Below are 26,248 nucleotides of genomic sequence, written 5' to 3' on the forward strand. Positions count from 1 at the left end.
GCCGCCCGCCAGAACCCGCGGCCCGGGCGCCGCCGCAGCGGCCCTCGCACCGGCCGCGACCGGCGTCCCAGCGGCCGGTCCGGCCAGCGCCTACAATCCGCCGATGAAGACCGTCGCCCGCCTCGCCCTCGCGCTGCTCGCCCTGCATGCCGCCGCGGCCGAATCCAAAAAGATATACAAATTCACAGACGCCGCCGGCGTCGTCCATTTCACCGACCAGCCGCCGGTCACCGACCGCCCGGTGCAGGAAACCACGGTCAAGGTCGAACCCGGCGCGATGGTGCAGCTGCGCGTCGAAGGCCGCGACAGCCAGCGCCAGGCGCGCGTCTTCAACTATTTCGCCGGACCGGCGCAGATCGAGCTCAGCGTCGGCGACGTGCACAACATCGCGACCGACCCGCCGCTGCCGCTGACCGTGGTCCTGCAGGCGCGCGAGGAGCGCGTGGTGGCCAGCCTGCAGCAGACCGACCGCGCCCAGCCGGCCGGCTTCGAGCTGGCCCTGCGCGCGATTCCGGGCAGCCCCGACGCGCGCCACGAGGACGTGGAATACCGCTGGCCGCTGGCCGGCCATCCGGCGCGCATCCACCAAGGCTTCGACGGCGCGTTCAGCCACACCAGCGAGGAATCGCGCTACGCGATCGACGCGGCCGCCGACGAAGGCACGCCCGTCGTCGCCGCCCGCGACGGGGTGGTCATGGAGGTGCAGGACGACTACTACGGCGCAGGCCTCGACAAGGAAAAGTTCGCCACGCGCGCCAACGTCGTGCGCGTGCTGCACCGGGACGGCAGCATGGCCGTCTACGCTCACCTGCGGCCCGAAAGCGTCGGCGTGCAGCCCGGCAAGTACGTCTACGCCGGGCAGAAACTCGGCGAATCGGGCAATACCGGCTATTCCACCGGGCCGCACCTGCATTTCTGCGTGCAGGTCAACCGCGGCATGCGCCTGGTCTCGGTGCCGTTCCGCATGCGCGGTCCGGACGGGCCGCTGGATTTCAGGACCGCCGCGCCGGCGCGCGGTGCGGACCCGGCAGTGCCCGGCAGCTAGCCGCCAGGCCGCGGGACCGCCTGCAGCGCCATGCCCTGGGCTGGCAGCGGGGCTAGGCCGCGCGTTGCCCGCTATAATCCGCGCCCCCCACTGATACCGACTGCGGGTGCCGATCCGGTCCACCGGCGCCGCCTGCATCCTCGAAATGGCCGACCATCTCACCGAAACGCGGCGCCGCCGCACCTTCGCCATCATTTCGCATCCCGACGCGGGCAAGACCACCCTGACCGAAAAGCTGCTGCTGTTCGGCGGTGCGATCCAGATGGCCGGCAGCGTCAAGGGCCGCAAGGCCGCGCGCCATGCGACCTCGGACTGGATGGCGCTGGAAAAGGAGCGCGGCATCTCGGTGACGTCCTCGGTCATGCAGTTCCCGTACGAGGGCCGCATCGTCAATCTGCTCGACACGCCGGGCCATGCGGACTTCGGCGAGGACACCTACCGCGTGCTGACCGCGGTCGACTCGGCGCTGATGGTCATCGACTGCGCCAAGGGCGTCGAAGATCGCACGATCAAGCTCATGGAGGTCTGCCGACTGCGCGACACGCCGATCATGAGCTTCATCAACAAGCTCGACCGCGAAGGCCGCTCGCCGATCGAGCTGCTCGACGAAGTCGAGTCGGTGCTGAAGATCCAGTGCGCGCCGATCACCTGGCCGATCGGCATGGGTTCGCGCCTCAAGGGCGTCTACCACCTGATCAGCGGCGAAGTGCACCTGTACGAGCCCGGCCGCAACTTCACGCGCCAGGACTCGACCATCTTCGCGTCGCTGGACGATCCCGGGCTCGAACAGCGCATCGGCGCCGCGATGCTGCGGGAGCTGCGCGATGAGCTCGAGCTCGTCGAGGGCGCCTCGCATCCGTTCGATCTCGACGAATACCTCGCCGGCCGCCTCGCACCGGTGTTCTTCGGCTCGGCCGTCAACAACTTCGGCGTGCAGCCGCTGCTGGATTTCTTCGTCGAGCATGCGCCGCCGCCGCGGCCGCGCGCGACGACCTCGCGCGAGGTGCAGCCCGAGGAGGAGAAGCTGTCGGGCTTCGTGTTCAAGATCCAGGCGAACATGGATCCGATGCACCGCGACCGCGTCGCGTTCATGCGCATCTGCTCGGGCCGTTTCGAGGCCGGCATGAAGTCGTTCCATGTGCGCAGCGGCAAGGAGATGAAGCTCGCGAACGCGCTGACCTTCATGGCCTCCGATCGCGAGATCGTCGCCGAAGCCTATCCCGGCGACGTGATCGGCATCCACAACCACGGCACCATCTCGATCGGCGACACCTTCAGCGAGGGCGAGCTGCTGAGCTTCACCGGCATCCCGAACTTCGCGCCCGAACTGTTCCGGCGCGCGCGCCTGAAGGATCCGCTGAAGATGAAGCAGCTGCAGAAGGGCCTGGCCCAGCTGTCCGAGGAAGGCGCGACCCAGTTCTTCAAGCCGCTGATGTCCAACGACCTGATCCTCGGCGCCGTCGGCGTGCTGCAGTTCGACGTCGTGGCCTACCGACTCAAGGACGAATACGGCGTCGAGTGCGTGTTCGAGGCCGTCACGGTCAGCACGGCGCGCTGGATACGCTGCGGGGACGCGAAGAAGCTCGAGGAATTCCGCGACAAGGCCGCCAACAACCTCGCGATCGACGCGGCCGGCGAGCTCGTTTACCTCGCGCCGAGCCGGGTCAACCTGCAGCTGACCCAGGAGCGCTGGCCCGAGATCGAGTTCGCCGCGACGCGCGAGCACGCGAGCGCCGTCGCAGTCTGATCCGGCGGATCTTCGCCGCCAGAACGAAAAAGGCCCCGCAATGCGGGGCCTTTTTTCATCGATAGCGGTGGCGCTTCAGCCGCCGCGCGGCGCGTACAGGCCGTCGCCGCCCGTGCCGCCGTCGGTGTTCGCACGGAAGATCTGGTCGCCGGTGGAGCGCTGCGCGACGCTGCGGTCCAGCGAACCGCTGAAGATCTCGTCGCCGCGATCGGCGGCGGCGACCGGAGCCTGATACGGCTGCAGCGGCGTCTGGCCGGTGCGCGCGACGAACAGCGCAACTGCAGCGACGATGCCGGCGGCGACGGCACCGAACTGCCAGCGGCGCGGACGCGCGCCCTGGGCGGCCCGGTGACCGCGTTCGCGGCGCTCGTGCGCGGCGCCGCTGTGGGCCAGATCACGCGCCAGCTCGGCCGAAGCGGGCTCGAGCGCATGGAGGAACTGGACCAGATCGGCATGCGCGGCCGAGCCGGCCAGCGCCGTAGCGACTTCCTCTCGCTCGTGCGGAACGACCCGGCCGCGCGCGGCGCGCAATGCCGTGTCAGCATCGATCAGGGCTCGCGCGCTCAGCGTCTGTTCCGAGGTAAGCGACTGATACAGTTGAGAAAGGCTAGGCTTAATCATCGAAGTCTCCCGCTCCTACGCCGCGCAGGCGGTCTTTCAGTTCGTCCAACCCGCGCGAGACCAGTTTCCGTGCCGCCTCGGCCGAGGTACCGACCAGATCTGCGATTTCCTGCAGGGCGAACCCTTGCAGATGCAGGCTGATCGGAAGACGCCGGCGTTCCGGCAGCGCATCGAGGCAGGCTTTGAGCTTCTCGACGTGCTGGCGACCGCTGGCGCGTTCCTCCGGCCCCCGGTTCTCGTCCGGAAACGGCTGGAAACCGTCTTCGGACTCCTCGGGAAGCGGCTCGGCCGCCCTCACCTGGGCCCGACGCAGGGCGTCGATCACGGTGCTGGCAACCACTCGCTGGATGTAAGACGCATGAAAGGCCGCGGACCGGTCACGCTCGATGGCCCGCCAGAGCCGGATGCGGACTTCCTGCTCCACGTCGTCGGCGTCGATGCCGTGCCGGGCGAGGCCGTGTGCGGCGACGAGGGCGCGCAGCTTCGCGCCGTAGTCGCTCAGCAACTGCTCGAGGCGCTGGTGGTTGGGGTCATTGACGCGGCCCACGACGATCCACGGGACAGGGAAAGTCGCGCATCGTCCGCGAAAGCGCCGATGCTGGCAATCGAGACAAGCCGGCGGAACGGCAACGGGCTTGTGTCCGCTGGGGCCTGGCGACGCAGCAGAGCCCGCGCACGTTCCTCGGCAGGACGCCGGACGACGGCTCCGGAGCGATCCGTCGCCGAACACCTCGGCGGGTATTCATTCCCACGGCGCTAGCCCGCGATGTAGCGCTGCAGCTGAGCCAGCTCCTCGGCCTGCTCGTCGATGACGGCCTTGACGAGGTCGCCGATCGAAATCACGCCGACGACTTCGCCCTGCGCGACGACCGGCAGATGGCGGATGCGCCGTTCCGTGCACAGGCGCATGCATTCGTCGACGCTGTGGTCCGGCGCCACCGTTTCCACCGGCGCCGACATGATCTGCCAGACCGGCGTTTCCGCCGACGAGCGACCAAGCAGGATGACCTTGCGCGCGTAGTCGCGCTCGGAAACGATGCCGACGAGCTCGCGTCCCTGCATGACGAGCAGCGCGCCGACGTGATGATCGGCCATGGACTGGATGGCCTGCAGTACGGGCTGATCCGGCTCGACCGAATAGACCTGGACGCCCTTGCCTTCGAGCAGATGCTTGACCTGGCGCATGTCGACCTCCACGCAGTCCGTCGGCGGCCGCAGCCGCCTCAGCTCCCTGCCGGCAAGTCTAGTGTCCCGACCCGCGGATAGCCATCGAAGCTACCGCGCGGACGCGCGACCCAGACCGTTGCCGCGGCCGCGCGAAGCGTGGCGACGCGCCGTACAGCGGCGACCGGGCGCAGCGCCCGGCCGCCGCCGATGCTCACGGCTCGAAGCCGTTCGCGAAGATGCGATCGCCGATACCGCCGGTCGGGAGCGGCCAGGCCCAGGCGCCGCGCGAGCGCGTGAACGCGACGAGCGTGGTCAGGCCGCGGTCGACGACGAGGTCCCAGATCATCGAGCGCGGCAGGCCCTCGAAGTAGTTCCAGACCGGATTCGCGACGGAGATGTCGTTGGTGTAGTAGAGGCCCCAGTCAGTGCCGACGAACACCTGGCCCGGCACGTGCGGGCTGACCATGATCGCGTTGGCCGGGATGTTCGGCAGGTTGCCCGTCTTGTTCTCCCAGGTGAAGCTCGCGCAGTTCGCCGTGCAGGTCACGCGGAACACGTGGCCCGGCGTCGCCGGGGTGTTCTGGTCGAAGCCGGCGATCGCCGCATAGCCGACCAGCGGGTTCTGCGCGTCGGTGACGACGTCCTGGATCGGACGATTCGGCAGCACGGCGTTCGCGCCGGTCACGTTGACGGCCGTGGCGTTGTTCGTGCCGGACACGCCGAGATTGAACACGTACTGCACATTGCCGTCGTTGGTGCCGACGATCGCGACGGTCGGATCAGTGAACGAGTACATCATCTGGTTGATGTAGGAGCGGTTGTCGCTGCCGAGAATCAGGTTGTTCTTGGTCAGGTCGCCGGTCTTGGCCTGCCAGCTCGAGGCCGGCACCGCGCCGGTCAGCGTTTCCCAGAGGCGATGAGTGCCCGCGAGCATGCGGCCGCAGCCGTTGACGCCGGTCGCGCAGCCGGAATTGGCCACGGCGGTGTCGCCGTGCTTGTAGACCTCCAGCGGCATCAGGAAGCTCTTGCGGTCGCCGGACCAGCCGCCGTTCGCGCTGGTGGTGTTGCCGAAAGGACCGGTCGTCGACACGCGCACGTTGCCGTTCTGCGACTGGTAGTACCAGCGCTGTGCGTTGACCGGCTCGATGCGCGTATAGGTGCCGTCGCCGCTGTTGGTCGACTCCCACTGCATCGCGCCCGGATTCGCGCCGAACACCGCCGCGGAACTGCCGTTGTCCTGCGCGCCGCCGCTGATGCCCGGACTGGCCGAGGTCGCGAAGTTCGCGGTGATGTCGCCGGAATAGAATTCGATCGTGCTGAGGCTGTCGTTGATCGGAATCTTCGTCGGCGACGCCGCCATCGCGTTCGCGGTGTAGTAGACGCCGCCGTCGGAACCGAACAGCAGCCTGTTCGGATCGTTGCCGACGAAGGCGCGCGAGTGGTGATCGACGTGTATGCCGCCGCCGGAATAGCCGCAGGTCAGATTCGTGAAGCTCGTGCCGCCGTTGGTCGAGCGGAACAGGTCGACCGCGCTGGCGAACACGACGTTCGGGTCGGTCGGCGACACGGTCAGGCCGGCGTCGTACCACATCTGCGTGCCGGCGTCGCCGCAGCCGGTGAAGCCGGTCGACGTCGCGGTCTGGGTCCAGGTCACGCCGGCGTCGGCGGAGCGGAGCACGGCGTTCACGTTGCGCGAGGTCGCGTCGGCGATCATCGCGTACATGACCTGGTTGTCGCTCGGCGCGACCGCGATCTCGATGCGGCTGATCGTCGCCGACAGCGCGCCGCTGCCGATGCCCGCGGGCCAGCCGGTGTTGCGCAGGGTCCAGGCCGCATCGGCCGGACAGCCCGACGCCGGCATGGTGGTCTGGTACAGGCCGTTCGCGCCGTTCTTGCCGAGGTCGGGCTGCACCGGCGTCGGTATGCCGCGCGTGCCCACCGCCGCATACAAGGTCGTCGTCGCGCCGAGATCGACCGCGATCAGCCCGGTGATGTCCTGGCGCTGCGCGTCCGGCCCGGTCGCGAACGCGTTCGTGTAGCAGGGGCCGGACCAGGTCGTGCCGGCGTCGTAGGAGAAGAACAGGCCGGTCTTGGTGCCGACGACGACCTTGTTCGAGTCGTTCGGATCGACGACGACCTTGCCGATGGCCTGATATTGCGGGAAGCCGTTCGCCGACGGGCCGTACAGCGGGCCGAACACGCTTTCGCCGAGCACGCTCCAGGTCGCGCCGGCGTCGGTGCTCTTGAGCAGTCCCGTCGAACCGAACGAGAACGAGCCGTAGCGCAGGTCGCCGGTGCCCGCGTAGATGGTGTTGTGATTGTTCGGATCGATGTGGATGTCGCCGATCGCGATGTTGGTCGCCGACGGCACGTCGGTCGTGATCTGCCAGGTCGTCGCGGCCGAGCAGCAGTTGGTCGTCTTCCAGACGCCGCCGCCGTCGGAGCCGAGGTAGGCGATCGTGTTGTCGACCGGGTCGACCGCGATCACGTTGGTGCGGCCGGCCACGTGGCCGAAGCCGAACTCGGTGTCGTTGAGCGGCTGCGGACCGAGCAGGGTGAAGCGCAGCGGATCCAGCGCGAGCGGCGAGACCGACGAGCGCCGATAGAGCTTGTCGCCCGCCGGCACGGCGGCGCGGATCTGCTTCTCGGCGCGCGCGGCCTCGACGAGCCACAGCGGCTGGAAGTCGCCGGTCGGATACGCGGCGCGCTGCGCCCAGTAGTCGCCTTTCGGCGGCGCGGCCTGCTCCTGCTCCTCGTGCTCGCGCTCGGCGGCGCCGTACTGGCGCGACGGCGTGGACTGGCAGGCGGTGGTGGCGGCGGCGACCGCGGCCAGGGCGAGACAAAGCCGCGACGGCGGCAGGAACCGAACGGACATGCGAAGCAACTCCGCGCTGACCGGCAGCGCTCATGCGACTGCACGGTTTCCCTGCAGCGCCGCCGGCGGAATGATGGAGGCGGCGCGTCCCCTCCTGTCGCGCCGTCGTGCGTGCCCGGGCTGCTCGACGCCGGCCGGACCGCGGAAGGATGCCCTGCCCGACGGCGCTACGTCTACAGCCCTAGGAATATCCGGCAGGCACCGGCGTGCGGTTTCGCGCCGGACCGTCCGCCGACATACCCGCAACGGCCCGTTCAGCCGTCTTTACGGCCGGCCGTATGGTGGCGGTCGATGAAATACAGCGGCCGCTGCTTGGACTCGACGTAGGTGCGGCCGAGGTACTCGCCGATCATGCCGAGCGCCATGAGCTGGGCGCCGCCGAGGAACAGCACGACGACCATCAGCGACGGATAGCCGCGCACCGGGTCGCCGAAGGCCAGCGCCTTGACGAACACGACGAGGCCGAACACGAACGCGGCCAGCGCGGCGAGGAAACCGACGTAGGTCGCCAGGCGCAGCGGAAACGACGAGAACGAAGTAATCCCTTCGATCGCAAAATTCCACAATTTCCAATAATTCCACTTGCTGTCGCCGGCGAAGCGTGGATCGCGATCGTAGACGATGGCGGTCTGGCGGAAGCCGACCCAGGTGAACAGGCCCTTCATGAAGCGCTGGCGCTCGCGCAGCAGCTTCAGCGCATCGACGACGCGGCGGCTCATCAGGCGGAAGTCGCCGGTGTCGCGCGGCACCGGCAGGTCGCTCATCTTCTCCATGACGCGGTAGAACGCCGCCGAGGTGAACTTCTTCAGCAGGGTTTCGCCGGCGCGGTTGGAGCGCGTGCCGTAGACCACGTCGTAGCCCTCGCGCCAGCGGGCGACGAACTCGGGAATCAGCTCGGGCTGGTCCTGCAGGTCCGCGTCGATGACGACGACGGCGTCCGCGTCGACATGGTCGAGGCCGGCGGTCAGCGCGAGCTCCTTGCCGAAGTTGCGGCTGAGCTTCAGGGTCGCGACGCGCGGGTCGGCCGCTCGCAGGGACTCCATGACCTCCCAGGTGTCGTCGCGGCTGCCGTCGTCGACGTAGAGCACGCCGCAGTCCAGATCCAGCGCGTCGAAGACCAGGCCGAGACGGCGCTGGAATTCGCGCAGGCCTTCGCTTTCGTTGTAGGCGGGAACGACGACGGCAAGCTGTTTCATGGCAGGAGCAGCGATGGTGAATCGACCGATGCTAGCGGAGAACTGTTACGAAAAGCTGAAATCCGGCGCAGAGCCCGCCACTGCGGCCGTACGCGACCGCGTCCGCAGCCCTGTCAGCGTTGGCCGAGATAGGCCGGTCCGCCGAGCTGGCGCGTCTGCCGCTCTATCCAGGCCGCGCGGCGCTGCACGTAGGCGCTCGGCCGGTCCACGCGCAGGCGCCGCGGATTCGGCAGCACGGCGGCGAGCAGGGCCGATTCGCGCGCGGTCAGCGCGCCCGGCGTCTTGCGGAAGTAGGCGTCGCTGGCCGCGGCGGCGCCGTAGATGCCGTCGCCGAATTCGGCCACGTTCAGATAGACCTCGAGGATGCGCTGCTTGGACCAGCACAGCTCGATCAGCACCGTGAAATACGCTTCGAGTCCCTTGCGCACGAAGCTGCGGCCGTTCCAGAGAAACAGATTCTTGGCGGTCTGCTGGGTGATCGTGCTCGCGCCGCGCAGGCGCTCGCCGTCCTCGGCGTCCTCGATCGCGTCGCGGATGGCCTGCACGTCGAATCCGTGATGCTGCGGAAACTTCTGGTCTTCGGCCGCGACGAGCGCGATCGGCAGCTCGCGCGAGACCTGGTTCAGCGGCACCCAGCGCTGGCGCAGGCGAAAGTCGCGCTCGCCGTCGAACCAGGCCGACAGCTGGCGCTGCAGCATGAAGCCCGAATAGCCGACCGGCACGAAGCGCAGCAGCAGCACGACCGCCACGCTGCCGAGCACCCAGGCCAGCGCGAGGCGCCAGCTCCAGCGCCAGATCCGGCGCAAGGCGCCGCGTTTTCCGGAACGAACAGCCACGCCGCCGGCCTGCAGGTCAGGGCCCCGCAGAGTCGCAGAAAGCCCGCGCCGGCGGCAAGCCGCCGGCCTGCCCTCGCCGATCGCGCGCGCCCACGGGCCGCGCCGGCGCGCTTCTGCCGGATAATCGCGAGGCGCTTGCAAAAGCCCGCCGCGACCACACTTGGCCCGGCCAGCCCCGAGGACCGTCATTCGTGCCAAACCCCAAGGATCATCTGCATCGCTTCCTGCTCGAACGCGCCGGCGTCAGCGGCGTGCTGGTTCAACTCGAGGACGCCTGGCAGGAAGTGGCCGGGCGCAGCGACTATCCGCCGGCCGTTTCGGCCCTGCTCGGCCAGGCGCTCGCCGCGACGGCCGCGCTGACCGGCACGATCAAGCTCAGCGGCAACCTGTCGCTGCACCTGCGCTCCAAGGGCGATCTGAGCCTGCTGTTCACCGAGTGCAACGACGCAGGCCGCCTGCGCGGCCTCGCGCAATGGCGCGGCGACGCCGCCGGCGACGCGGCGATCGACCTCGCCGGCCAGCCCGAGCCGCTGCTCGCGATCACGATCGACAATGCCGCGACCGGCCAGCGCCAGCAGGGCCTCGTGCCGGTCGAGCACGGCACCCTGGCGCAGTTGCTCGAAGGCTATTTCGAACGATCCGAACAGCTGCCGAGCCATATCCGCCTGGGCTGCGCCGGCGGCCGCGCCGCCGCGCTGATCCTGCAGCCGCTCGCGCGTGCCGGCGGCATCGGCCAGTCCGACCCGGACGGCTGGAATCGCGCCCGCCACCTCGCCGCGACTCTCAGCGAAAGCGAGCTGCTGCAGCTGCCGCCCGAACAGGTGCTGCTGCGCCTGTTCCACGAGGAAGACGTGCGCCTGACCGGCGATCGCGGCCTGTTCTTCGGCTGCCAGTGCAGCCGCGAGCGCGTCGCGGCGGTGCTGCGCAACCTCGGCCGCAGCGAAAGCGAAGCCGCGCTGCAGCCCGACGGCCGCATCGAAGTGACCTGCGAGTTCTGCAACACGCGCTATCACTTCGACCGCGTCGATCTCGAACAGGTGCTGCGCGACCTGCCCGAGACGCCGGGCTCGGCGACGACGCACTGACCCAGCCGGTGCCGGTTGCCGGGCGCGGCTACTCGGTCGCCCAAAGGAACGCGGCGCCGCGATCCCCGCGCGGAATTACCTGCCGCCGACCGACCGGAGCGACGCGAAGGACAGGTGGCCGCGCGCGTTGCGCGGCACGACGATCCGCGCCTTACTGCCCTAGGCCCAGCCAGTGCTCGGCCGGCTGCGGGCGGCCGAACAGGAAGCCCTGGCCGAACTCGCAGCCGAGCGCCTCGAGCGCCTGCTGCTGCGCTTCGGTCTCTATGCCCTCGGCGATGACCTGCATGCCGAGCGAGCCGGCCATCGCGAGGATCGCGCGCACGACGGCGCTGGAGCTGCCGTCGTCGTACGGGCGCATTTCGGCGACGAACGACCGGTCGATCTTGAGCGCCTGCAGCGGGTACTGGTGCAGATAGCTCAGGCTGGAATAGCCGGTGCCGAAATCGTCGAGTGCGACGCTGATGCCGCGCCGGCGCAGGCCGTCGAGGATCAGCTTGACCTGGGCCGGATTCTCCAGCAGCGCGCGCTCGGTGACCTCGATGCGGATGCGGCTCGGCATGACGCCGTTGCGGTCGAGGATCGCGAACAGTTCGCGGTCGAGCTCGCTGAGGCGGAAATGCCGCGCGGTCAGGTTGATGCTGATGAAGCCACCCTGGGCGGTCAGCGCCGGCGCGATCGCGCAGACGCGCTCGAACATTTGCCAGTCGATCTGCTCGGCCGAGCCGCTGTCCTCGGCCACCGGCAGGAAATCCGCCGGCAGCAGCACACCGCGCTCCGGATGGCGCCAGCGCACGAGCGCCTCATAGCCGACGAGACTGCGGTCCGCCAGCCGCACGATGGGCTGGAAATACGGTTCGAGCTCGCCGCGCGCGATGGCCCGGCGCAGATCGTTCTCGACTTCGAGCAGACGCAGCGCCTCCTGGTGCAGGCGTTCGTCGAACAGGGCGTAGCGGTGGCGGCCTTCGGCCTTCGCGCGATACATCGCGACGTCGGCGTCGCGCAGCAGTTCCTCGGCCTTGGCATAGCGCGGCGAACACAGCGCGATGCCGATCGAGGTCGAGGTGAACACCTCTTTCTGGCCCAGGCGTATCGGCGCGTTCAGTGCGTCGATGATGCGTCCGGCGAAATTCATCGCGCGCTCCGGATCGATCACGTCGTGCAGCAGGATCGCAAACTCGTCGCCGCCCAGGCGCGCCGCCACGTCGCCGGGTTCCAGGCATCCGGCAATGCGGCCGCCGACTTCGTAGAGCAGGTCGTCGCCGACCAGGTGGCCGACCGAATCGTTGATGACCTTGAAGCGGTCCAGATCGAGGAACAGCACGGCAAACGGTCGGCGCGCATCGCGCCGGTAGCGGTCGAGAGCGAGCTCCAGCCGTTCGAGGAACAAGGTGCGGTTCGGCAGGCCGGTCAGCGAATCGTGCAGGGTCTCGTGTTTGAGCTGGCGCTCCATGCTCTCGCGGTAGGCGATCTGCTCGCGCAGGTCGCGGTTGGCCGCGGCGAGCTCGCCGGTGCGCTCGGCGACGCGCTGTTCGAGCTCGGCGTAGGCCGATTTCAGCGACTCCGCGTTGCGCTTGCGCTCCAGCGCATTGGCGATGTGGTAGGACACGAAGGTCAGCAGTTCCTGATCGCGCGGCGTGTAGCCGTAGTCCTCCGAATAGCTCTGCACCGCGAGCACGCCGACGGCCTTGTCGGCGCAGATCAGCGGCACGCCGAGCCAGCAGGTCGACTGCGTGCCGATGCTCGCGACGTCGCCGGTCGAGCTCAGGCGCTCGATGCTCGGGCGATCCACGAGCAGGGCCGTGCCGTGGTTCAGGACGTACTCGGTCAGGCCGCGGCCCGGCCGGCGCGTGCGCCGCTCGTGATCGAATTCGTCGACCGAATACGGGAAACGCAGCTCGCTGCCGTCGTCGGACTGCAGCGCGATGTAGAAATTGCGCGCGTTCAGCAGGCCGCCGACGACACGGTGCAGCGCCGCGTAGAAATCCTCGAGGCTTTCGGTGGTGTTCGCGAGCTCGGCGATGCGGAACAGCGCCGCCTGCAGGCGTTCGCCGCGCTGGCGTTCGAGCACCTGCTGCTGCAGCACGCGATTGGCCTCGCGCAGCGCGTCGGTGCGCTCGGCCACGCGCTGTTCCAGTTCCTCGTGCGCGCGGCGCCGCTCCAGCGCGGTCAGGATGTGCTGCGCGACGTAGGTCAGCAGCGCCTGGTCCTGATCGCTGAGCCGCTCGCTCTCGCGATAGCTCTGCACGACGATGCCGCCGACGACCTGATGACCGCGCAGCAGCGGCACGCCGAGCCAGTCCACGCACTCCGGCCCGACCTCGACGATGGGGCCGTCGACCTGGGCGCTCAGCGCCTCGGGCGAACCGCGCAGCGCCTTGCCGCCGGTCAGCAGATGCCAGGTCATGCTGCCGGCCAGCTCGTGCAGCGCGAACTCGCGCGCGGCGTCGGGCACGTCCTGGTCGGCCACGTCGACAAAATACGGGAAGCGCACCGTGTGCCGCGAGGGCTCATACAGCACGATGTAGAAATTCTCGGCATACATCAGGCTGCCGACGATGCGGTGCAGCGCGGCCATGACTTCGGGCATGTCGCGATCGGCGTTGGCCTGGTCGGCGATCGCGAACAGCGCGCGCTGCAGCCGTTCGGCGCGCTCCAGCCGCTCGACCGCCTGCTGCAGGCTGTCGGCCGCGCGCACGCTGACCAGCTTGGCGTCGAGCAGCAGCACGACGCGCGCCCAATTCTCCTGCCAGTCGGCGCTGGACCAGGACTCGGCCGGAATGCGCGCGTCGAGCAGGCCGGTCGTCGCCTCGGGAATGCCGAGCGGCTGCAGCACGCGGACCTGCCGTGCGTCCTGGTCGATCAGCACGATCGGCGGCACCAGCACGCTGGACGCTGCGCCTTCGCCGCGATACGGCGGGTGGCGCGCGGTCATGACCGCGGCCGCGGCGCTGTCCACGAGCCGGAACTGGCCGGCGCCGAGCAAGGCCGAGCAGAGCGCGACGCCGGCCTGGCCGACCTCGTCCCAGCCGACGGCGCGCAGCAGTCCGCGCAGCGCCGCGTCGGCGGCATCGCTGTCCGGACGCAGGCGCCCGGGGGCGGGGATCGGGGGGCTGGGCATGCGCGACGCGGTCTCGGGGGCTCGGCGGCTGGGCCGTCGCAGTGTAGCCATATTGCCGGGATGCGCGGAATTGCTCCGGATTGGTGACGCAAGACAAGCAATCGCCGTTACTTTTTTGTAAACTCGCGCCCGTAACCTCGACCCGGACTGCGCGGAACTTCGCGCTTCCGGCCTCAGTCCGACAGCAAACACGACCGTTTCGCCCCGCATGCGCAAGCTTCTGGCCACTGCCGCGTTGTCCGCCCTGCTGCCGTTCACGGCAGCCGCGCAGTACATCGCGTCGGAACCGGTCGAAGCCAGCCAGAAAGCCATGCTGGACCGCCTGCTGGCCGGCAGCCCAGGCGCCGAGGACACGCATTTCGTACCGATGTGGAGCACGCCCGACGGCCGCCTGCTCGTCGCCGTCGCCCAGTCCAGCCAGCCGCTTTCACCGATCGCGCCGGCCTCGCCGCAGGTCGGCGGCGCCCTGGACTGGCGCCTGATCGACGCGACCTCGCTGCTCGACGGCCGGGTCGGCGTACGCCTCGGCGACCAGAGCAGCCTGCACGGCGGCGTCTCGCTCGCGCCGCTGGCGCTGTCGGAACCGCTGTCGCTGGACTGCCTGAGCTCCGGCAGCTATCTGAGCATCGCCAACCCCGACTGCAGCCGCCAGCGCCAGGTCGCCGGCGCGCGCTGGTACGGCGGCAACCTCGGCGCGAGCTGGTCGGGCGGCGATTTCGGCATCGATCTGGGACTGGCCCTGAGCTGGCTCGAGCCGGCCCTGCCGCGCAGCCTGGTTCCCGCACTGAGCTCTGCGCTGCCGACCGTCGCGACGCCGGGCGCCAGCAATCACCTGCCGCGCCTCGTGATCCCGACCCAGGATCTCGGCCGCTTCAGCGATTCGGCCCAGTTCGGCGCGCGCGGCAGCTGGTATTTCGGCAGCAATCAAAGCATCGATCTCGGTGCGAGCATAGGCCGCATCCGCCTTAGCCCAGACCTCGACGGCAGCCGGCCGCTCTGGCAGCAAAAGGCCCTGAGCCTCGGCCTCGGCGGCGAGACCCTCAGCGCGAACATCACCGGCCGCGTCTACAGCCCGCTGCGCTCGACACTCGGCACCGACGCGCAGCGCTGGACCGGCATCGATCTCGGTCTGACCTGGCATACGCCGTGGCAGGCGGAACTCAGCATCGGCGCGCAGAACCTGCTGACCAGCCCGCCGCTGACCGGCAGCGAGGCCAACAGCCAGGCCCGCACCCCCTACGTGCAGTACCAGCAGGACCTCTGAGTCCTCCGCGGCGGCGCGCCGGCGCCGCATTCCCCGGGGCCGGCAGCCAGGCCCGCACTCCGACATGCAGAACCAGGACTTCGGAGTCCTCCGCGGCGGCGTCGGCGCCGCGCCCTTCCAGCGCTCCTGCTCCGACTTCTGCTCTCCGCTCCGCTGCATCGGGTTCGGCCGCAGCGCCGACGTTAAGAAACCGCTGCGCCGACAGCCGCCGCAGGCGCTGCCTCGTGATATTCCTGTTAACGGCGAATTTAACGTTTGAGTCCGGACATTCAGCTTTCCGGCAACCTCTGCACGCAATTCCGGCATCCACCGGAGCCCCTGTAAAACGCACAAAATGCTTCTTTTTATCCTTTTATTTTCCATTCAAATCATAAGCATGGATGCAACCTTCGCAGGCCAACCACAACCTTGTTGCAAATAAGCTACAGGGATTCCCACCCGTTGCGAATGTTGTTAGTATCGGCCGCTGCCGAGGCTTAGGCAGGTGATTCCTTGGCCTTTTCCAGGAAGGAAAGTACTAGTCCCGATCTGTGTCACAACTCTGACGTTGGAGAGTGTAATGAGACAAAACCGCAACGAGCTTCTGCGCGCCGTGCGCTACGCCCTGTACATGGGCACCGCGGCCGCTGTAGGCCTCACCGCCGCACCGGCTTTCGCTCAGGACGAAGGTGGCGACAAGGGCGAAACGCTGGAGACGATCGTCGTCACCGGTTCGCGCATTCGCCGCGTCGACCTCGAAACCTCGAGCCCGGTCTTCGTCATCGACAAGTCCGCCATCGAAAAGACCGGTAAGCTCACCATCGGCGACCTGCTGCAGGAAGCCCCCTCGATCGCCGGCGCCGCAACCAACCCGGGCGTCAACAACGGCGGCGGCTCCGGTGCCTCCACCGTTTCGCTGCGCGGCCTCGGCTCGCAGCGCACGCTGCTGCTGATCAACGGCCAGCGCGTGTTCTACAACGACGTCAACTCGATCCCCATCAACATGGTCGAGCGCATCGAAATCCTGAAGGACGGCGCCTCGGCGGTGTATGGTTCGGATGCGATCGGCGGCGTGGTCAACTTCATCACGCGTCGTGACTTCCAGGGTATGGAAGCCTCGTTCGACTACGGCATCTCCGACCGTGACGACGGCGAGCGCAAGGGCGGCTCGATGACGATCGGTCACTCCAGCGACCGCGGCAGCCTGGTCGTCGGCGTCACCTACAACAAGCAGGACGCCGTCAGCGCGGCCGACCGCGAGTACTCGACCCCGGCGCTGTACAACTCGGCCGGCACGATCTATGAGCTGGGTTCGGGCTCCATCCCGAACGGCCGCTACGTGATTCCGCGCAGCGTCGCCGAGAGCTTCGGCATCAGCTGCAGCGGCACCGGCGCGAACGTCAACGTGACGCGCATCGCGGGCGCCCCGGGCACCGCCGGCACCGACTTCCGCTGCTACAAGGGCTCCGGCGCGAACAACGACACGTACGACTACTCGCCGTTCAACATCCTGCGCACCCCGCAGGAACGCGGCGGCCTGTTCGCGGCGGGCAACTACCGCATCTCGGACAACGTCGAAGCCTATGTCGAAGCGTTCACGAACAACACCCGCTCGAACTATGAGCTGGCCCCGCTGCCGCTGATCCTCGGCGCCGACTCCGGTGCGATCATCTCGGCCAACAGCATCTACAACCCGTTCGGCGTGAACGTCGGCTCGGGCGGTATCCGCATGTCGCTCGACGGCAACCGCATCGGCCGCTTCCAGACCGAGTCGCAGCAGTTCAACACCGGCCTGCGCGGCAGCTTCGGCGACACCTGGACCTGGGACGCCGGCATCAGCTGGGCGCGCCTGACCCAGGACTTCCAGCAGACCGGCTACTACTTCAAGCCCGGCCTGCGTGACGCTGTCGGTCCGTCGTTCATCGACGCCAACGGCGTGGCCCGCTGCGGCACGCCGACCGCGATCATCGCGAACTGCACGCCGATCAACCTGCTCGGCCTGGAAAACCAGACCGCCGCCGGCCGCGAGAACATCGAGAACCTGCGCAAGCTGTCGATCACCCCGTCGAAGCACTTCTATTCGAACGAGAAGATCGCCCGCTTCAACCTGACCGGCGAAATCGTCGAACTCCCGGCCGGCGCGCTCAGCGTCGCGTTCGGCGGCGAATACCGCAAGGACTATCAGTACTACCGTCCGGACTTCGCCTCGATCATCAGCGATCCGGCGGTCGGTACCTGCCAGACCTCGACCGACGCCTGTGCCTCGCCGAACTCCGGTGAGCTCAGCGTCCGCGAGTTCTACGCGGAACTGTTCATCCCGGTCCTGCGCGACGTCTTCCTGGCCAAGTCGCTGAACTTCACGCTGGGTTCGCGCTATTCCGACTACTCCGCGTTCGGCAACACGACGAACTCGAAGATCGGCGTGGAATGGCGTCCGATCGACGACGTGCTGCTGCGCGGCACGGTCGCCGAAGTGTTCCGTTCGCCGACGATCTCGGACCTGTACGGCGGCGTGACCCCGTCGGCCGATACGTATCAGGACCCCTGCGACGGTCTCGTCGCCGGCGATCCGCGCCTGAGCAACGTCGCCTGCGCCGGCCTGGTTCCGGGCTTCGAGCAGACCACCCCGCAGACCAGCGCGCTGTTCGGTTCGAACGACCAGCTGAAGCCGGAACAGGGCAAGTCCTTCACCTGGGGCGTCGTGTACGACCCGAGCTGGCTGGAAGGCTTTTCGACCTCGGTCGACGTGTGGCGCATCTACCTGACCGACACCATCGGTACGCTGGGTACGCAGACGATCATCAACCAGTGCTTCAACTTCGGTCGTTACTGCAACCTGTTCACGCGTGAGCTCTCGGGCCTCGGCGACATCAACTTCGTCAACAACCGCACGCAGAACGTCGGCCGCATCGACACGTCCGGCGTGGACATGAGCTTCAAGTACCGTCTGCCGGAAACCTCGTGGGGCAACTTCCGCTTCTCGCTGGACGCGACCTACATCCAGCGCTACAACGCGCAGAAGGTCCAGGGCGACGTCACGACCCAGTTCAACAACGCCGGTTCGTACGTCTCGTCCGCTCAGGGCGGCGACGGCAACTACGCCCGCTGGCGCGGTTACGCTGGCGTGAACTGGAACATGGGCGCGTTCGACGCTTCCTGGCGCGCCCGCTACATCGGCCCGACCCGCTTCGGCGCGCAGGCCGTGGCGACCGACGGCTACACCGTCATCAACCCGTCGGGTGATCCGGGCCAGAACTCGTTCCGCACTGGCGCCGTCACCTATCACAACCTGCAGTTCGGCTACAACATCGAACCGATCCACACCAACCTCGAAGTGGGTATCGACAACGTGTTCGACAAGCAGCCGCCGCAGCTGTGGCAGTACGGCTTCGACAGCAACACCGACGCTCGCACCTACGAGACCGTTGGCCGCTTCTACTGGGCCCGCGTGGGCGTGAAGTTCTAATCGACTCCGGTCGATGCGGTACCCGAAACCGCGCGGCGCAAGCCGCGCGGTTTTTTTGTGTCCGCACGCAGCGGCGGCGTTTCGGACCCGCAGCGGCGCCGGGCGCCGCGCTTGTCCCCCCGCCCGGCGAAATCCATACTAGGCTGCTCGGTCTTCAGGTTTTGCCATGCTTCCCACTGGATTCGACGCCCTTCAGAACGGCAACCCGGCTTATGCCGAACAGATCAGCCGCCAGCTGCTGATGCAGAATCCGCGCAACGAAGGCGCACTGGTGCTGCTCGCGCTGAGCCTCGATAGCCAGGGCCGCGACGGTGAAGCCGTCGCCACGTTCGAACGCATCACCGAGCTCGCGCCGCAGACGCCGGAATACTGGGTCAATCTCGGCAACAGCCGCCGCCGCCTCGGCGAGAACGGCAAGGCCAGCGAGGCTTACCACCGCGCGCTCGGTCTGAATCCGCAGATGCCCGACGCACTGCAGAACCTCGGCCTGATCCAGTTCGACAAGGGTCTGTTTCTCGGCGCCCGCCGCTATCTGCTCGACGCGCTCGCGCTGCAGCCGACCGATCCGGCGCTGCGATCCCAGGCCGCGGCCGCCTGCTACGAAGCGGGCAACAACGAGCAGGCCGAAGAATTGCTGGCCGGCTGGCTGCAATGGGCCGGACACGACCTGCACGTACTCGTCGATCTCGCGTCGCTGCACAACGAAATGGGCGATCTCGAGGCGGCCGAGCAGGCGCTGCGGCTCGCCGAGCGTCTGGACCCCGGCAACGTGCGCGTGCTGACTCGACGCGCGGCGTTCCTCGAACGCTCCAACCGCGTCGACGAGGCGCGCGAACTGATCGCGCAGATCCGTCGCGACGACGCGCGCAACGCGGGCCTGCTCGAGGATCTCGACATCGCGGCGGCGAACATCGCCGCGCGCGGCAACGACATCGACGAAGCCTGCCGCCTGCACGAGGCGCTGCTGACGGATCCGGTGATCGCGAACCGGCGCCTCGATCTGTTCTTCTCGCTGGGCCGCCTCAACGACAAGCGCGGCCGTCACGACGAGGCCATGCACTGGCTGCAGCAGGGACACGAACGGCAGCTGTCGCAGCTCGCCCAGGCTGCGCCGGAGCTGCTCAGCGCCGAGGGCGCGCCGATGCGGCTCGCACAGAACCGCGTGCAGCCCGACGGCTACGCCGAATGGCGCTGGCCAGGCGCACCGTCCGCCGAGGAATCACCGATCTTCGTGGTCGGCTTCCCGCGCTCGGGCACCACGCTGCTGGAAACCATGCTCGATGCGCACGAGCGTCTGACCTGCATGGACGAGCGCGCCTTCCTCAACGATCTGACCAAGATGGTCGAGGCCGACGGCATCGACTATCCGCACGGTCTCGGCCGGCTCGACGAGATGCGCTGCGGCGAACTGCGCGCGAGCTACTGGAAGTCGGTGCGCGCGCAGACCTCGGCGGATCCGGGCAAGTGGCTGATCGACAAGAATCCGCTGAACATGATGCGCCTGCCGCTCATCGCGCGCCTGTTTCCCCGCGCCAAGGTCATCCTGTGCGTGCGCGATCCGCGCGACGTCGTGCTCAGCAACTACATGCAGATCTTCCGCGCGCCAGGCTACGCGACGATGTGCGCGACGCTGGAGTCGACTGCCCAGGGTTATGCCAACGCATTCGATTTCTGGTTCGCGCAGGTCGACATGTTCGGGCTCGACGTGCTGACGTTCCGCCACGAGCATATGATCGGCGACGTCGAGGGACATGCGCGGCTGCTGTGCGAATTCCTCGGCCTCGACTGGTCGCCCGGCATGGTCGCGTTCCACGAACACGCCAGGCAGCGCGGCTACATCCGCACGCCGAGCTATCATCAGGTCGTGGAGCCCGTGAACCGCAAGGGCGTCGGCCGCTGGCAACGCTACGGCCGCTGGATGGAGCCGGCGCTGCCGCATCTGGCGCCCTACCTGAAACGATTCGGCTACGACGACTGACGACCGCGCCGTACCGCTGCGCGCGCAGCCGACCGGATCACCTCAACGCGAGCTCGATTTCCCATGAAACTCCAGTATCCGTTCCTGCAACTGCCGCAACGCTACGACGCCCAGGCGCTCGCCGCGGAGATCGACGCGCTCGGCGAATCCGTCTGGAGACCGCATCCGCAGGGTTTCGCCGGCAATTCGGCGCTGCCGCTGATCGCCGCGAACGGCGACCCGGGCAGCGACTCGGTGCGCGGACGCATGCTGCCGACGCCCCACCTCGAACGCCTGCCGTATCTGCGCGAAGTACTGGCCTCGTTCGGCGGCGTGCTCGGGCGCTCTCGGCTCATGCGCCTGTCGGGCCAGGCCGAAGTCAACTCGCACGTCGACGTCGACTACTACTGGCGCGACCACATCCGCATCCACGTGCCGGTCGTGACCCAGCCGGAGGTGAGATTCTTCTGCGGCGCCAACAGCATCCACATGCAGGCAGGCGACTGCTGGATCTTCGATACCTGGGCGCAGCACCGCGTCACCAACTCGGCGACGCGCTCGCGCATCCACATCGTCGCCGACACCGTCGGCGGCGAAGGCTTCTGGCAGCTCGTCTCGCGCAGCCGCACGCCGAGCTACGCCGGCCCCTGGTCGCCGACCCTGATCGCGCCGGGCTCGGCGCAACCGCCGCTGCGCTACGAGGTGACCAACCTGCCCGCCGTCATGACGCCCTGGGAACTCCGCGAGCAGCTGACCTTCGTGCTCGACGAAGCCGTGCCGGACCCGCGTCTGCGTGAGCTGCACCAGCTCGCCGGCGAACTCGCGCGGGACTGGCGCGCGTTATGGGCCTGCCATGGCGAAAGCCGCGACGGCTGGCCCGAGTATCGCGCGCGCATGAACCGTTTCATCCTCGCCGTCGAGCCGATCGGCCTGCGCCTGATGCTGCGCAACCAGGTCGGCATGATGCGCGCGCTGTCGTCGCTGGTGGCGAGCGTGGCAGTCGCCGACCAGAAGGCCGCCGGCGAAGCCAACGAGCGTTCCGCGCCGACGATGGCCTGATGCAGCGCCGTCGCGCTGCCGGCGACCGCTCGCCGGCGCGACGGCGTCAGCCGCGCCCTCAATGCCCGCCGGCCGAATCGATGCCCTTGAGCTCGGCGATCAGCCGGTTCGCCGCCTCCTGGCCGTCGGCATACAGCATGCGGCAGTTGTCGGCGTAGAACAGCGCGTTCTCGATGCCGGCGAAGCCGGCGCCTTTGCCGCGCTTGATCACGATGACCTGGCGCGCGTTGATGACGTCGAGAATCGGCATGCCGTAGATCGGCGAGGACTTGTCCGTGCGCGCGACCGGGTTCACGACGTCGTTCGCGCCGATCACGATCGCCACGTCGCAGGTCGCGAATTCCGGATTGATGTCGTCCATGTCGGCGATCAGGTCGTAAGGCACGCCGGCCTCGGCGAGCAGCACGTTCATGTGGCCCGGCATGCGCCCGGCCACCGGATGGATCGCGAACTTCACTTCCTTGTCGCGCTTGATCAGCTGCTGCGACAGTTCCCAGATCTTGTGCTGGGCCTGGGCCACGGCCATGCCGTAGCCCGGCACGATGATGACCTTCTCGGCCATGTACAGCAGCGAGGCCGCGTCGGCCGCCTCGATCGGCTTCTGCGAGCCGGCGATCTCGCTGGAGCCGCCGCCGCCGGACCCGAAGTTCGAGAACAGCACGTTGCTGATCGAGCGGTTCATGGCCTTGGCCATCAGACGCGTCAGCAGGGTGCCCGCGGCGCCGACGACGGTGCCGGCGATGATCAGCGCGACGTTGCCCTGCACGTAGCCTTCGAACGCGACGGCCAGACCCGTGAACGCGTTGTACAGCGAGATCACGACCGGCATGTCGGCGCCGCCGATCGGCAGGGTCATCAGCACGCCGAACAGCAGCGAGACGGCGAAGAACGCGACGACGATCGTGGTGTCGAGCTGGAACAGCAGCGCCGCGCCGAGGCCGAGCGCGGACAGGAAGAACAGGCCGTTGACGACCTGCTGTCCGCCGAAGCGGAAGGTCTTGTCCATCCAGCCCTGCAGCTTCGCGAACGCGATCAGCGAGCCGGTGAACGAGATCGAGCCGATCAATGCGCCGATCACCGCCAGGGCGATCTGCGTCGTGCCGAGCGCGTGATGTTCGGGCGCCGTCGCCGCGCCGATCAGCGCCGACGCGCCGATGGCCGCCGCCGAGCCGCCGCCCATGCCGTTGTACAGCGCGACCATCTGCGGCATGTCGGTCATCGCGACCTTCTTGCCGGAAACCCAGGCGAACAGCGTGCTGATGCCGATCGCGAGCACCATCAGGACGACGTTCGTGACGACGCCGGGGTGATTGAGGATGCTGCCGTGGAAGAACGTCGCGATCGTGGCGACGACCATGCCGACGCCGGCCCACTGGATGCCGCTGCGCGCGGTCACCGGCGAGGACATGCGCTTGATGCCGAGAATGAACAGCACGGCCGCGACGAAGTAGCTGGCGTGGACCGCGTGCTGGAGCAGCGCCGACTTGTCCATCACTTGGCTCCTTCCTTCTTGCTGGACTTGAACATCTCGAGCATGCGTTCGGTCACGACGTAGCCGCCGACCGCGTTGCCGGCGCCGAGGAACACGCCGATGAAGCCGATGACCTGCTGGGTCACCGTCGTCGCCTCGCCGAGCGCGATCATCGCGCCGACGAGCACGATGCCGTGCACGAAGTTGGAACCCGACATCAGCGGCGTGTGCAGGATCACCGGCACGCGGCTGATGATTTCGTGGCCGGTAAACGCGGCCAGCATGAAGAGATAAAGGGCGATTTCACCGCTGATCATGTGGTTTCCCCGGATGCGCTTGGCTCAAGGTCGCGGCGCGGGCCGCGACGTTCACTGCGACGGCGGCAACGCTCATGCGCCGTCGACCAGCTGCCGCGTGGCCTCGTGGCGGATCTCGCCGGCGTGGGTCAGGCAGGTCTTGGCGATCAGTTCGTCGTCCCAGTCGAGGTTCAGCGCGCCGTCCTTGAGGCTGAGCTCGATGAAGTTGTACAGATTGCGCGCGTACATCTCGCTCGCGTGGATCGGCGCGCTCGCGGCAAGGTTGACCGGGCCGATAATCGTCACGCCGTTGGCCGTGACGACGCTCTTGCCGGCTTCCGACAGCTCGACGTTGCCGCCGGTCTCCGCGGCGATGTCGACGATGACCGCGCCCGGCTTCATGCCCTCGACCATGGCCGCGCTGATGATGCGCGGCGCCTTGCGGCCGGGCACGGCCGCCGTCGTCACGATCACGTCGATGCCCTTGAGGTGTTCGGCCAGCGCCTTCTGCTGCTGCTCGCGCTCCTCGGCCGTGAGCTCGCGCGCATAGCCGCCGCTGCCCGCGGCGCTGACGCCGAGATCGAGGAATTTCGCGCCGAGCGACTCGATCTGTTCCTTGGTCTCCGGCCGCACGTCGAAGCCTTCGACCTGCGCACCGAGGCGCCGCGCCGTCGCGATGGCCTGCAGGCCGGCCACGCCGGCGCCGACGATGAGCACCTTGGACGGACGTATCGTGCCGGCCGCCGTCGTCAGCATCGGAAAGAACTTCGGCGAGGCCTCGGCCGCGATCAGCACGGCCTTGTAGCCGGCGACGCCGGCCTGCGAGGACAGCACGTCCATGGCCTGCGCGCGCGTCGTGCGCGGCAGCAGCTCCATCGCGAACGCGGTGATCCGGCGGTCGCGCAGCGCGCGCGTGCGTTCGGGCGCGAGATGCGGCTGCAGCAGGCTCACGACGACGCTGCCTTCGCGCAGCTGCGCGATCTCCTCGAGCGTCGGCGGCTGCACCTTGAACAGCACGTCGGCGCGGCCCAGCGCCGCGGCCGCGTCGGCGACGGCCTCGGCGTCCTTGTAGGCTGCGTCGGGAAAACTGGCCGGCTGGCCGGCGCCGCTCTGGATCAGCACCGTCGCGCCCTTGCCCTTGAGCTTCTTCGCGACTTCCGGCGTCAGCGCGACGCGCCGCTCGTTGGACGTCGTCTCGCGCACTACCGCGACATTCACCGCCATGTGGCACTCCCCAGGACCAAGCCCGGGCATCCTAGCCCATGAATGTATCCGTGGTAAGCGGGCTTGGTAGACTCGCGCATTCTTATGAGGGATATCGCTAAGGAAGACCGGGACGAGCATCCGCAGCGCCGCTCCCGCGCCCTGCGGCTCGTTTCCACGATGCCGCCGTCCGCCTGCAGCGCCGGCGTTCGCCCGCCCGCTTGTGACTCGAGGGGCCCCCGCCGCCCGACCGGGTCCCGCTTGGCCCGGCATATCCCGTCGGCGGCACCACGGGACGCCGCTGCCCCGTCCACATTTCCGGAGAATGCCGCATGTCCGCGCTGAAACTGCTCGACGACCGCCGTTCCGTTCCTTCGCGCCAGCTCGGCGAGCCCGGTCCCGACGCGGATCAGCTGCAGGCGCTGCTGCGGGCCGCCGTGCGCGCGCCGGACCACGGCAAGCTCGTGCCCTGGCGCTTCCTGCTGATCCACGGCGACGCGCGCCGGCGCCTCGGCGAGCTGCTCGTGCGGACCGCGCTGGCCAACAATCCCGACACCCCGCCGGCCGCGCTCGACAAGGATCGCGAGCGCTTCAACTTCGCGCCGCTGATCGTGACGGTGATCGCGCGCATCGACGAGACCAATTCCAAGGTGCCTGCGCAGGAGCAGCTGCTGTCGGCCGGCTGCGTCGCCTACAACCTGCTGCTCGGCGCGCAGCAGCTCGGCTTCGGCGCGCAGTGGCTGACCGGCTGGGCCGCCTACGATCCGACGATAGGCGCCGCGCTCGGCGTCGGCGCGGGCGAACGCATCGTCGGCTTCATCCACATCGGCACCGCGCGCGAACCCGCGCCCGAGCGCCTGCGCCCCGACGTCGCCGCGCTCCTCAGCGAATGGCAGGGCTGAGATGAGCCGGCAGACCATCCACCTCGTCGACGCGAGCCTCTACGTGTTCCGCGCCTGGCATTCGGTGCCGGCCGAGTTCTTCGACGTCGACGGCAAGCCGGTCAACGCGGTCTACGGCTATACGCGCTTCCTGCTCGACCTGCTCGAACGCGCGCGGCCGACGCATTGCGCCGTCGCCTTCGACGAATCGCTGACGAGTTCGTTCCGCAACGCGATCTATCCCGAGTACAAGGCCAACCGCGAGCTGCCGCCCGAGGAACTCAAGCTGCAATTCGCCTACTGCCAGCGCATCAGCGCGGCGCTCGGCCTGCGCGTGCTGTCGGATCTGAGCCTCGAGGCCGACGACCTGATCGGCAGCGTCGTGCACGCGCTGCGCCCGCAGGCGTTTCGCGCCGTCATCGTTTCCGCCGACAAGGATTTCGGCCAGCTCGTCGGCGAACACGACGAGATCTGGGACTTCTCCAAAAACCAGACCTGGAACGCGGCTGGCGTGAAGGAACGTCTCGGCGTGCACCCGCACCAGGTCGCCGACTATCTCGCGCTGACCGGCGATGCGATCGACAACATTCCCGGCGTCGCCGGCATAGGCGCGAAGACCGCCGCGACCCTGCTGTCGCATTTCGGCAGCCTCGACGCGATCTATGCGCGCATCGAAGAGATCCCGTTCCTGCGTTTCCGCGGCGCGGCCGCAGCCTACGTCAAGCTCAAGGCCGGCGCCGCGCAGGCGCAGCTGAGCCGCAGCCTGACCGGTATCGCCTGCGACGGCCCGGTGCCGCCCGACGCCGACAGCTTCACGCGCGGCAAGCCCGATCTGGCCGACGTCGAAAGCCTGCTCGAACGGCTGCGCTTCGGCCCGCTGACGCGCTCGCGCATACGCGCGCTGGCCTGAAGAGCAGACCGCGCGAGCTTTTCAGCGCGCCCAACGCATCGGCCGCACGCGGCGGAGCAGGCCCTGGATAGC

20 protein-coding genes are annotated in these 26,248 nt (G+C 68.4%); 10 read left to right on the top strand and 10 right to left on the bottom strand.

Features of this window, described 5'->3' with window-relative positions:
• Window positions 1-103: 103 nt before the first annotated feature.
• Both NON22_RS02935 and NON22_RS02940 read left to right on the top strand, forming a co-directional pair.
• Complete coding sequence (locus NON22_RS02935; RefSeq protein WP_257385410.1) at window positions 104-1,045, top strand: peptidoglycan DD-metalloendopeptidase family protein; 942 nt, start codon at window positions 104-106, stop codon at window positions 1,043-1,045.
• Between the two features lie 145 nt (window positions 1,046-1,190).
• Window positions 1,191-2,792: a peptide chain release factor 3 gene (locus tag NON22_RS02940; RefSeq protein ID WP_257385411.1), complete on the top strand. Its 1,602-nt coding sequence runs from the start codon at window positions 1,191-1,193 to the stop codon at window positions 2,790-2,792.
• A 75-nt stretch (window positions 2,793-2,867) separates the two neighbouring features.
• Here NON22_RS02940 and NON22_RS02945 read toward each other — a convergent pair whose 3' ends face one another.
• The 6 genes from NON22_RS02945 to mtgA form a co-directional block, all read right to left on the bottom strand.
• Window positions 2,868-3,413, bottom strand: coding sequence for a hypothetical protein (locus NON22_RS02945; RefSeq protein ID WP_257385412.1), 546 nt, complete (start codon window positions 3,411-3,413; stop codon window positions 2,868-2,870).
• Window positions 3,406-3,960 (bottom strand): RNA polymerase sigma factor, encoded by a 555-nt coding sequence (locus tag NON22_RS02950; RefSeq protein ID WP_257385413.1) that lies wholly within the window; start codon window positions 3,958-3,960, stop codon window positions 3,406-3,408. The genes NON22_RS02945 and NON22_RS02950 overlap by 8 nt, the downstream gene beginning before the upstream one ends.
• A gap of 209 nt (window positions 3,961-4,169) precedes the next feature.
• A complete protein-coding gene (locus NON22_RS02955; protein WP_257385414.1) occupies window positions 4,170-4,598 on the bottom strand; it encodes a CBS domain-containing protein in 429 nt (142 codons plus the stop codon).
• A 193-nt stretch (window positions 4,599-4,791) separates the two neighbouring features.
• Window positions 4,792-7,455 (bottom strand): WD40/YVTN/BNR-like repeat-containing protein, encoded by a 2,664-nt coding sequence (locus NON22_RS02960; protein WP_257385415.1) that lies wholly within the window; start codon window positions 7,453-7,455, stop codon window positions 4,792-4,794.
• Window positions 7,456-7,709: 254 nt separating this feature from the next.
• Complete coding sequence (locus tag NON22_RS02965) at window positions 7,710-8,651, bottom strand: glycosyltransferase family 2 protein (protein WP_257385416.1); 942 nt, start codon at window positions 8,649-8,651, stop codon at window positions 7,710-7,712.
• Window positions 8,652-8,764: 113 nt separating this feature from the next.
• A complete protein-coding gene (gene mtgA, locus NON22_RS02970) occupies window positions 8,765-9,502 on the bottom strand; it encodes a monofunctional biosynthetic peptidoglycan transglycosylase (protein ID WP_425507947.1) in 738 nt (245 codons plus the stop codon).
• Window positions 9,503-9,678: 176 nt separating this feature from the next.
• Here mtgA and hslO point away from each other — a divergent pair, with 176 nt between their 5' ends.
• Complete coding sequence (hslO, locus tag NON22_RS02975; RefSeq protein ID WP_257385417.1) at window positions 9,679-10,572, top strand: Hsp33 family molecular chaperone HslO; 894 nt, start codon at window positions 9,679-9,681, stop codon at window positions 10,570-10,572.
• 151 nt (window positions 10,573-10,723) lie between these two features.
• Here the strand turns inward: hslO and NON22_RS02980 are convergent, their stop codons facing one another.
• Entirely contained in the window at window positions 10,724-13,690 is a 2,967-nt protein-coding gene (locus NON22_RS02980) for an EAL domain-containing protein (protein ID WP_257385418.1), read from the bottom strand.
• Window positions 13,691-13,898: 208 nt separating this feature from the next.
• Here NON22_RS02980 and NON22_RS02985 point away from each other — a divergent pair, with 208 nt between their 5' ends.
• From NON22_RS02985 to NON22_RS03005, 5 genes are all read left to right on the top strand, one after another.
• Entirely contained in the window at window positions 13,899-14,954 is a 1,056-nt protein-coding gene (locus NON22_RS02985; RefSeq protein WP_257385419.1) for a hypothetical protein, read from the top strand.
• 64 nt (window positions 14,955-15,018) lie between these two features.
• Window positions 15,019-15,213, top strand: coding sequence for a hypothetical protein (locus NON22_RS02990; protein ID WP_257385420.1), 195 nt, complete (start codon window positions 15,019-15,021; stop codon window positions 15,211-15,213).
• 300 nt (window positions 15,214-15,513) lie between these two features.
• Window positions 15,514-18,399 (top strand): TonB-dependent receptor plug domain-containing protein, encoded by a 2,886-nt coding sequence (locus tag NON22_RS02995; RefSeq protein ID WP_257385421.1) that lies wholly within the window; start codon window positions 15,514-15,516, stop codon window positions 18,397-18,399.
• Window positions 18,400-18,565: 166 nt separating this feature from the next.
• Window positions 18,566-20,377 carry a tetratricopeptide repeat-containing sulfotransferase family protein gene (locus tag NON22_RS03000; protein WP_257385422.1) on the top strand — a complete coding sequence of 604 codons (1,812 nt, stop codon included), beginning with the start codon at window positions 18,566-18,568 and terminating at the stop codon, window positions 20,375-20,377.
• A 63-nt stretch (window positions 20,378-20,440) separates the two neighbouring features.
• A complete protein-coding gene (locus NON22_RS03005) occupies window positions 20,441-21,415 on the top strand; it encodes an aspartyl/asparaginyl beta-hydroxylase domain-containing protein (protein WP_257385423.1) in 975 nt (324 codons plus the stop codon).
• A gap of 58 nt (window positions 21,416-21,473) precedes the next feature.
• On the opposite strand, the gene NON22_RS03010 is transcribed toward NON22_RS03005, so the two are convergent.
• From NON22_RS03010 to NON22_RS03020, 3 genes are all read right to left on the bottom strand, one after another.
• Window positions 21,474-22,907, bottom strand: coding sequence for an NAD(P)(+) transhydrogenase (Re/Si-specific) subunit beta (locus tag NON22_RS03010; protein WP_257385424.1), 1,434 nt, complete (start codon window positions 22,905-22,907; stop codon window positions 21,474-21,476).
• Complete coding sequence (locus NON22_RS03015) at window positions 22,907-23,203, bottom strand: NAD(P) transhydrogenase subunit alpha part 2 (protein ID WP_257385425.1); 297 nt, start codon at window positions 23,201-23,203, stop codon at window positions 22,907-22,909. The genes NON22_RS03010 and NON22_RS03015 overlap by 1 nt, the downstream gene beginning before the upstream one ends.
• 72 nt (window positions 23,204-23,275) lie before the next feature.
• Window positions 23,276-24,406 (bottom strand): Re/Si-specific NAD(P)(+) transhydrogenase subunit alpha, encoded by a 1,131-nt coding sequence (locus NON22_RS03020; protein WP_257385426.1) that lies wholly within the window; start codon window positions 24,404-24,406, stop codon window positions 23,276-23,278.
• A 311-nt stretch (window positions 24,407-24,717) separates the two neighbouring features.
• Here NON22_RS03020 and NON22_RS03025 point away from each other — a divergent pair, with 311 nt between their 5' ends.
• A complete protein-coding gene (locus NON22_RS03025; RefSeq protein ID WP_257385427.1) occupies window positions 24,718-25,287 on the top strand; it encodes a nitroreductase family protein in 570 nt (189 codons plus the stop codon).
• A 1-nt stretch (window position 25,288) separates the two neighbouring features.
• Window positions 25,289-26,176 (top strand): 5'-3' exonuclease, encoded by an 888-nt coding sequence (locus NON22_RS03030; RefSeq protein WP_257385428.1) that lies wholly within the window; start codon window positions 25,289-25,291, stop codon window positions 26,174-26,176.
• Window positions 26,177-26,248: the final 72 nt, after the last annotated feature.

The sequence above is a fragment of the Tahibacter caeni genome, from assembly GCF_024609805.1.
In the GTDB taxonomy this organism is placed as follows: Bacteria; Pseudomonadota; Gammaproteobacteria; order Xanthomonadales; family Rhodanobacteraceae; genus Tahibacter; species Tahibacter caeni.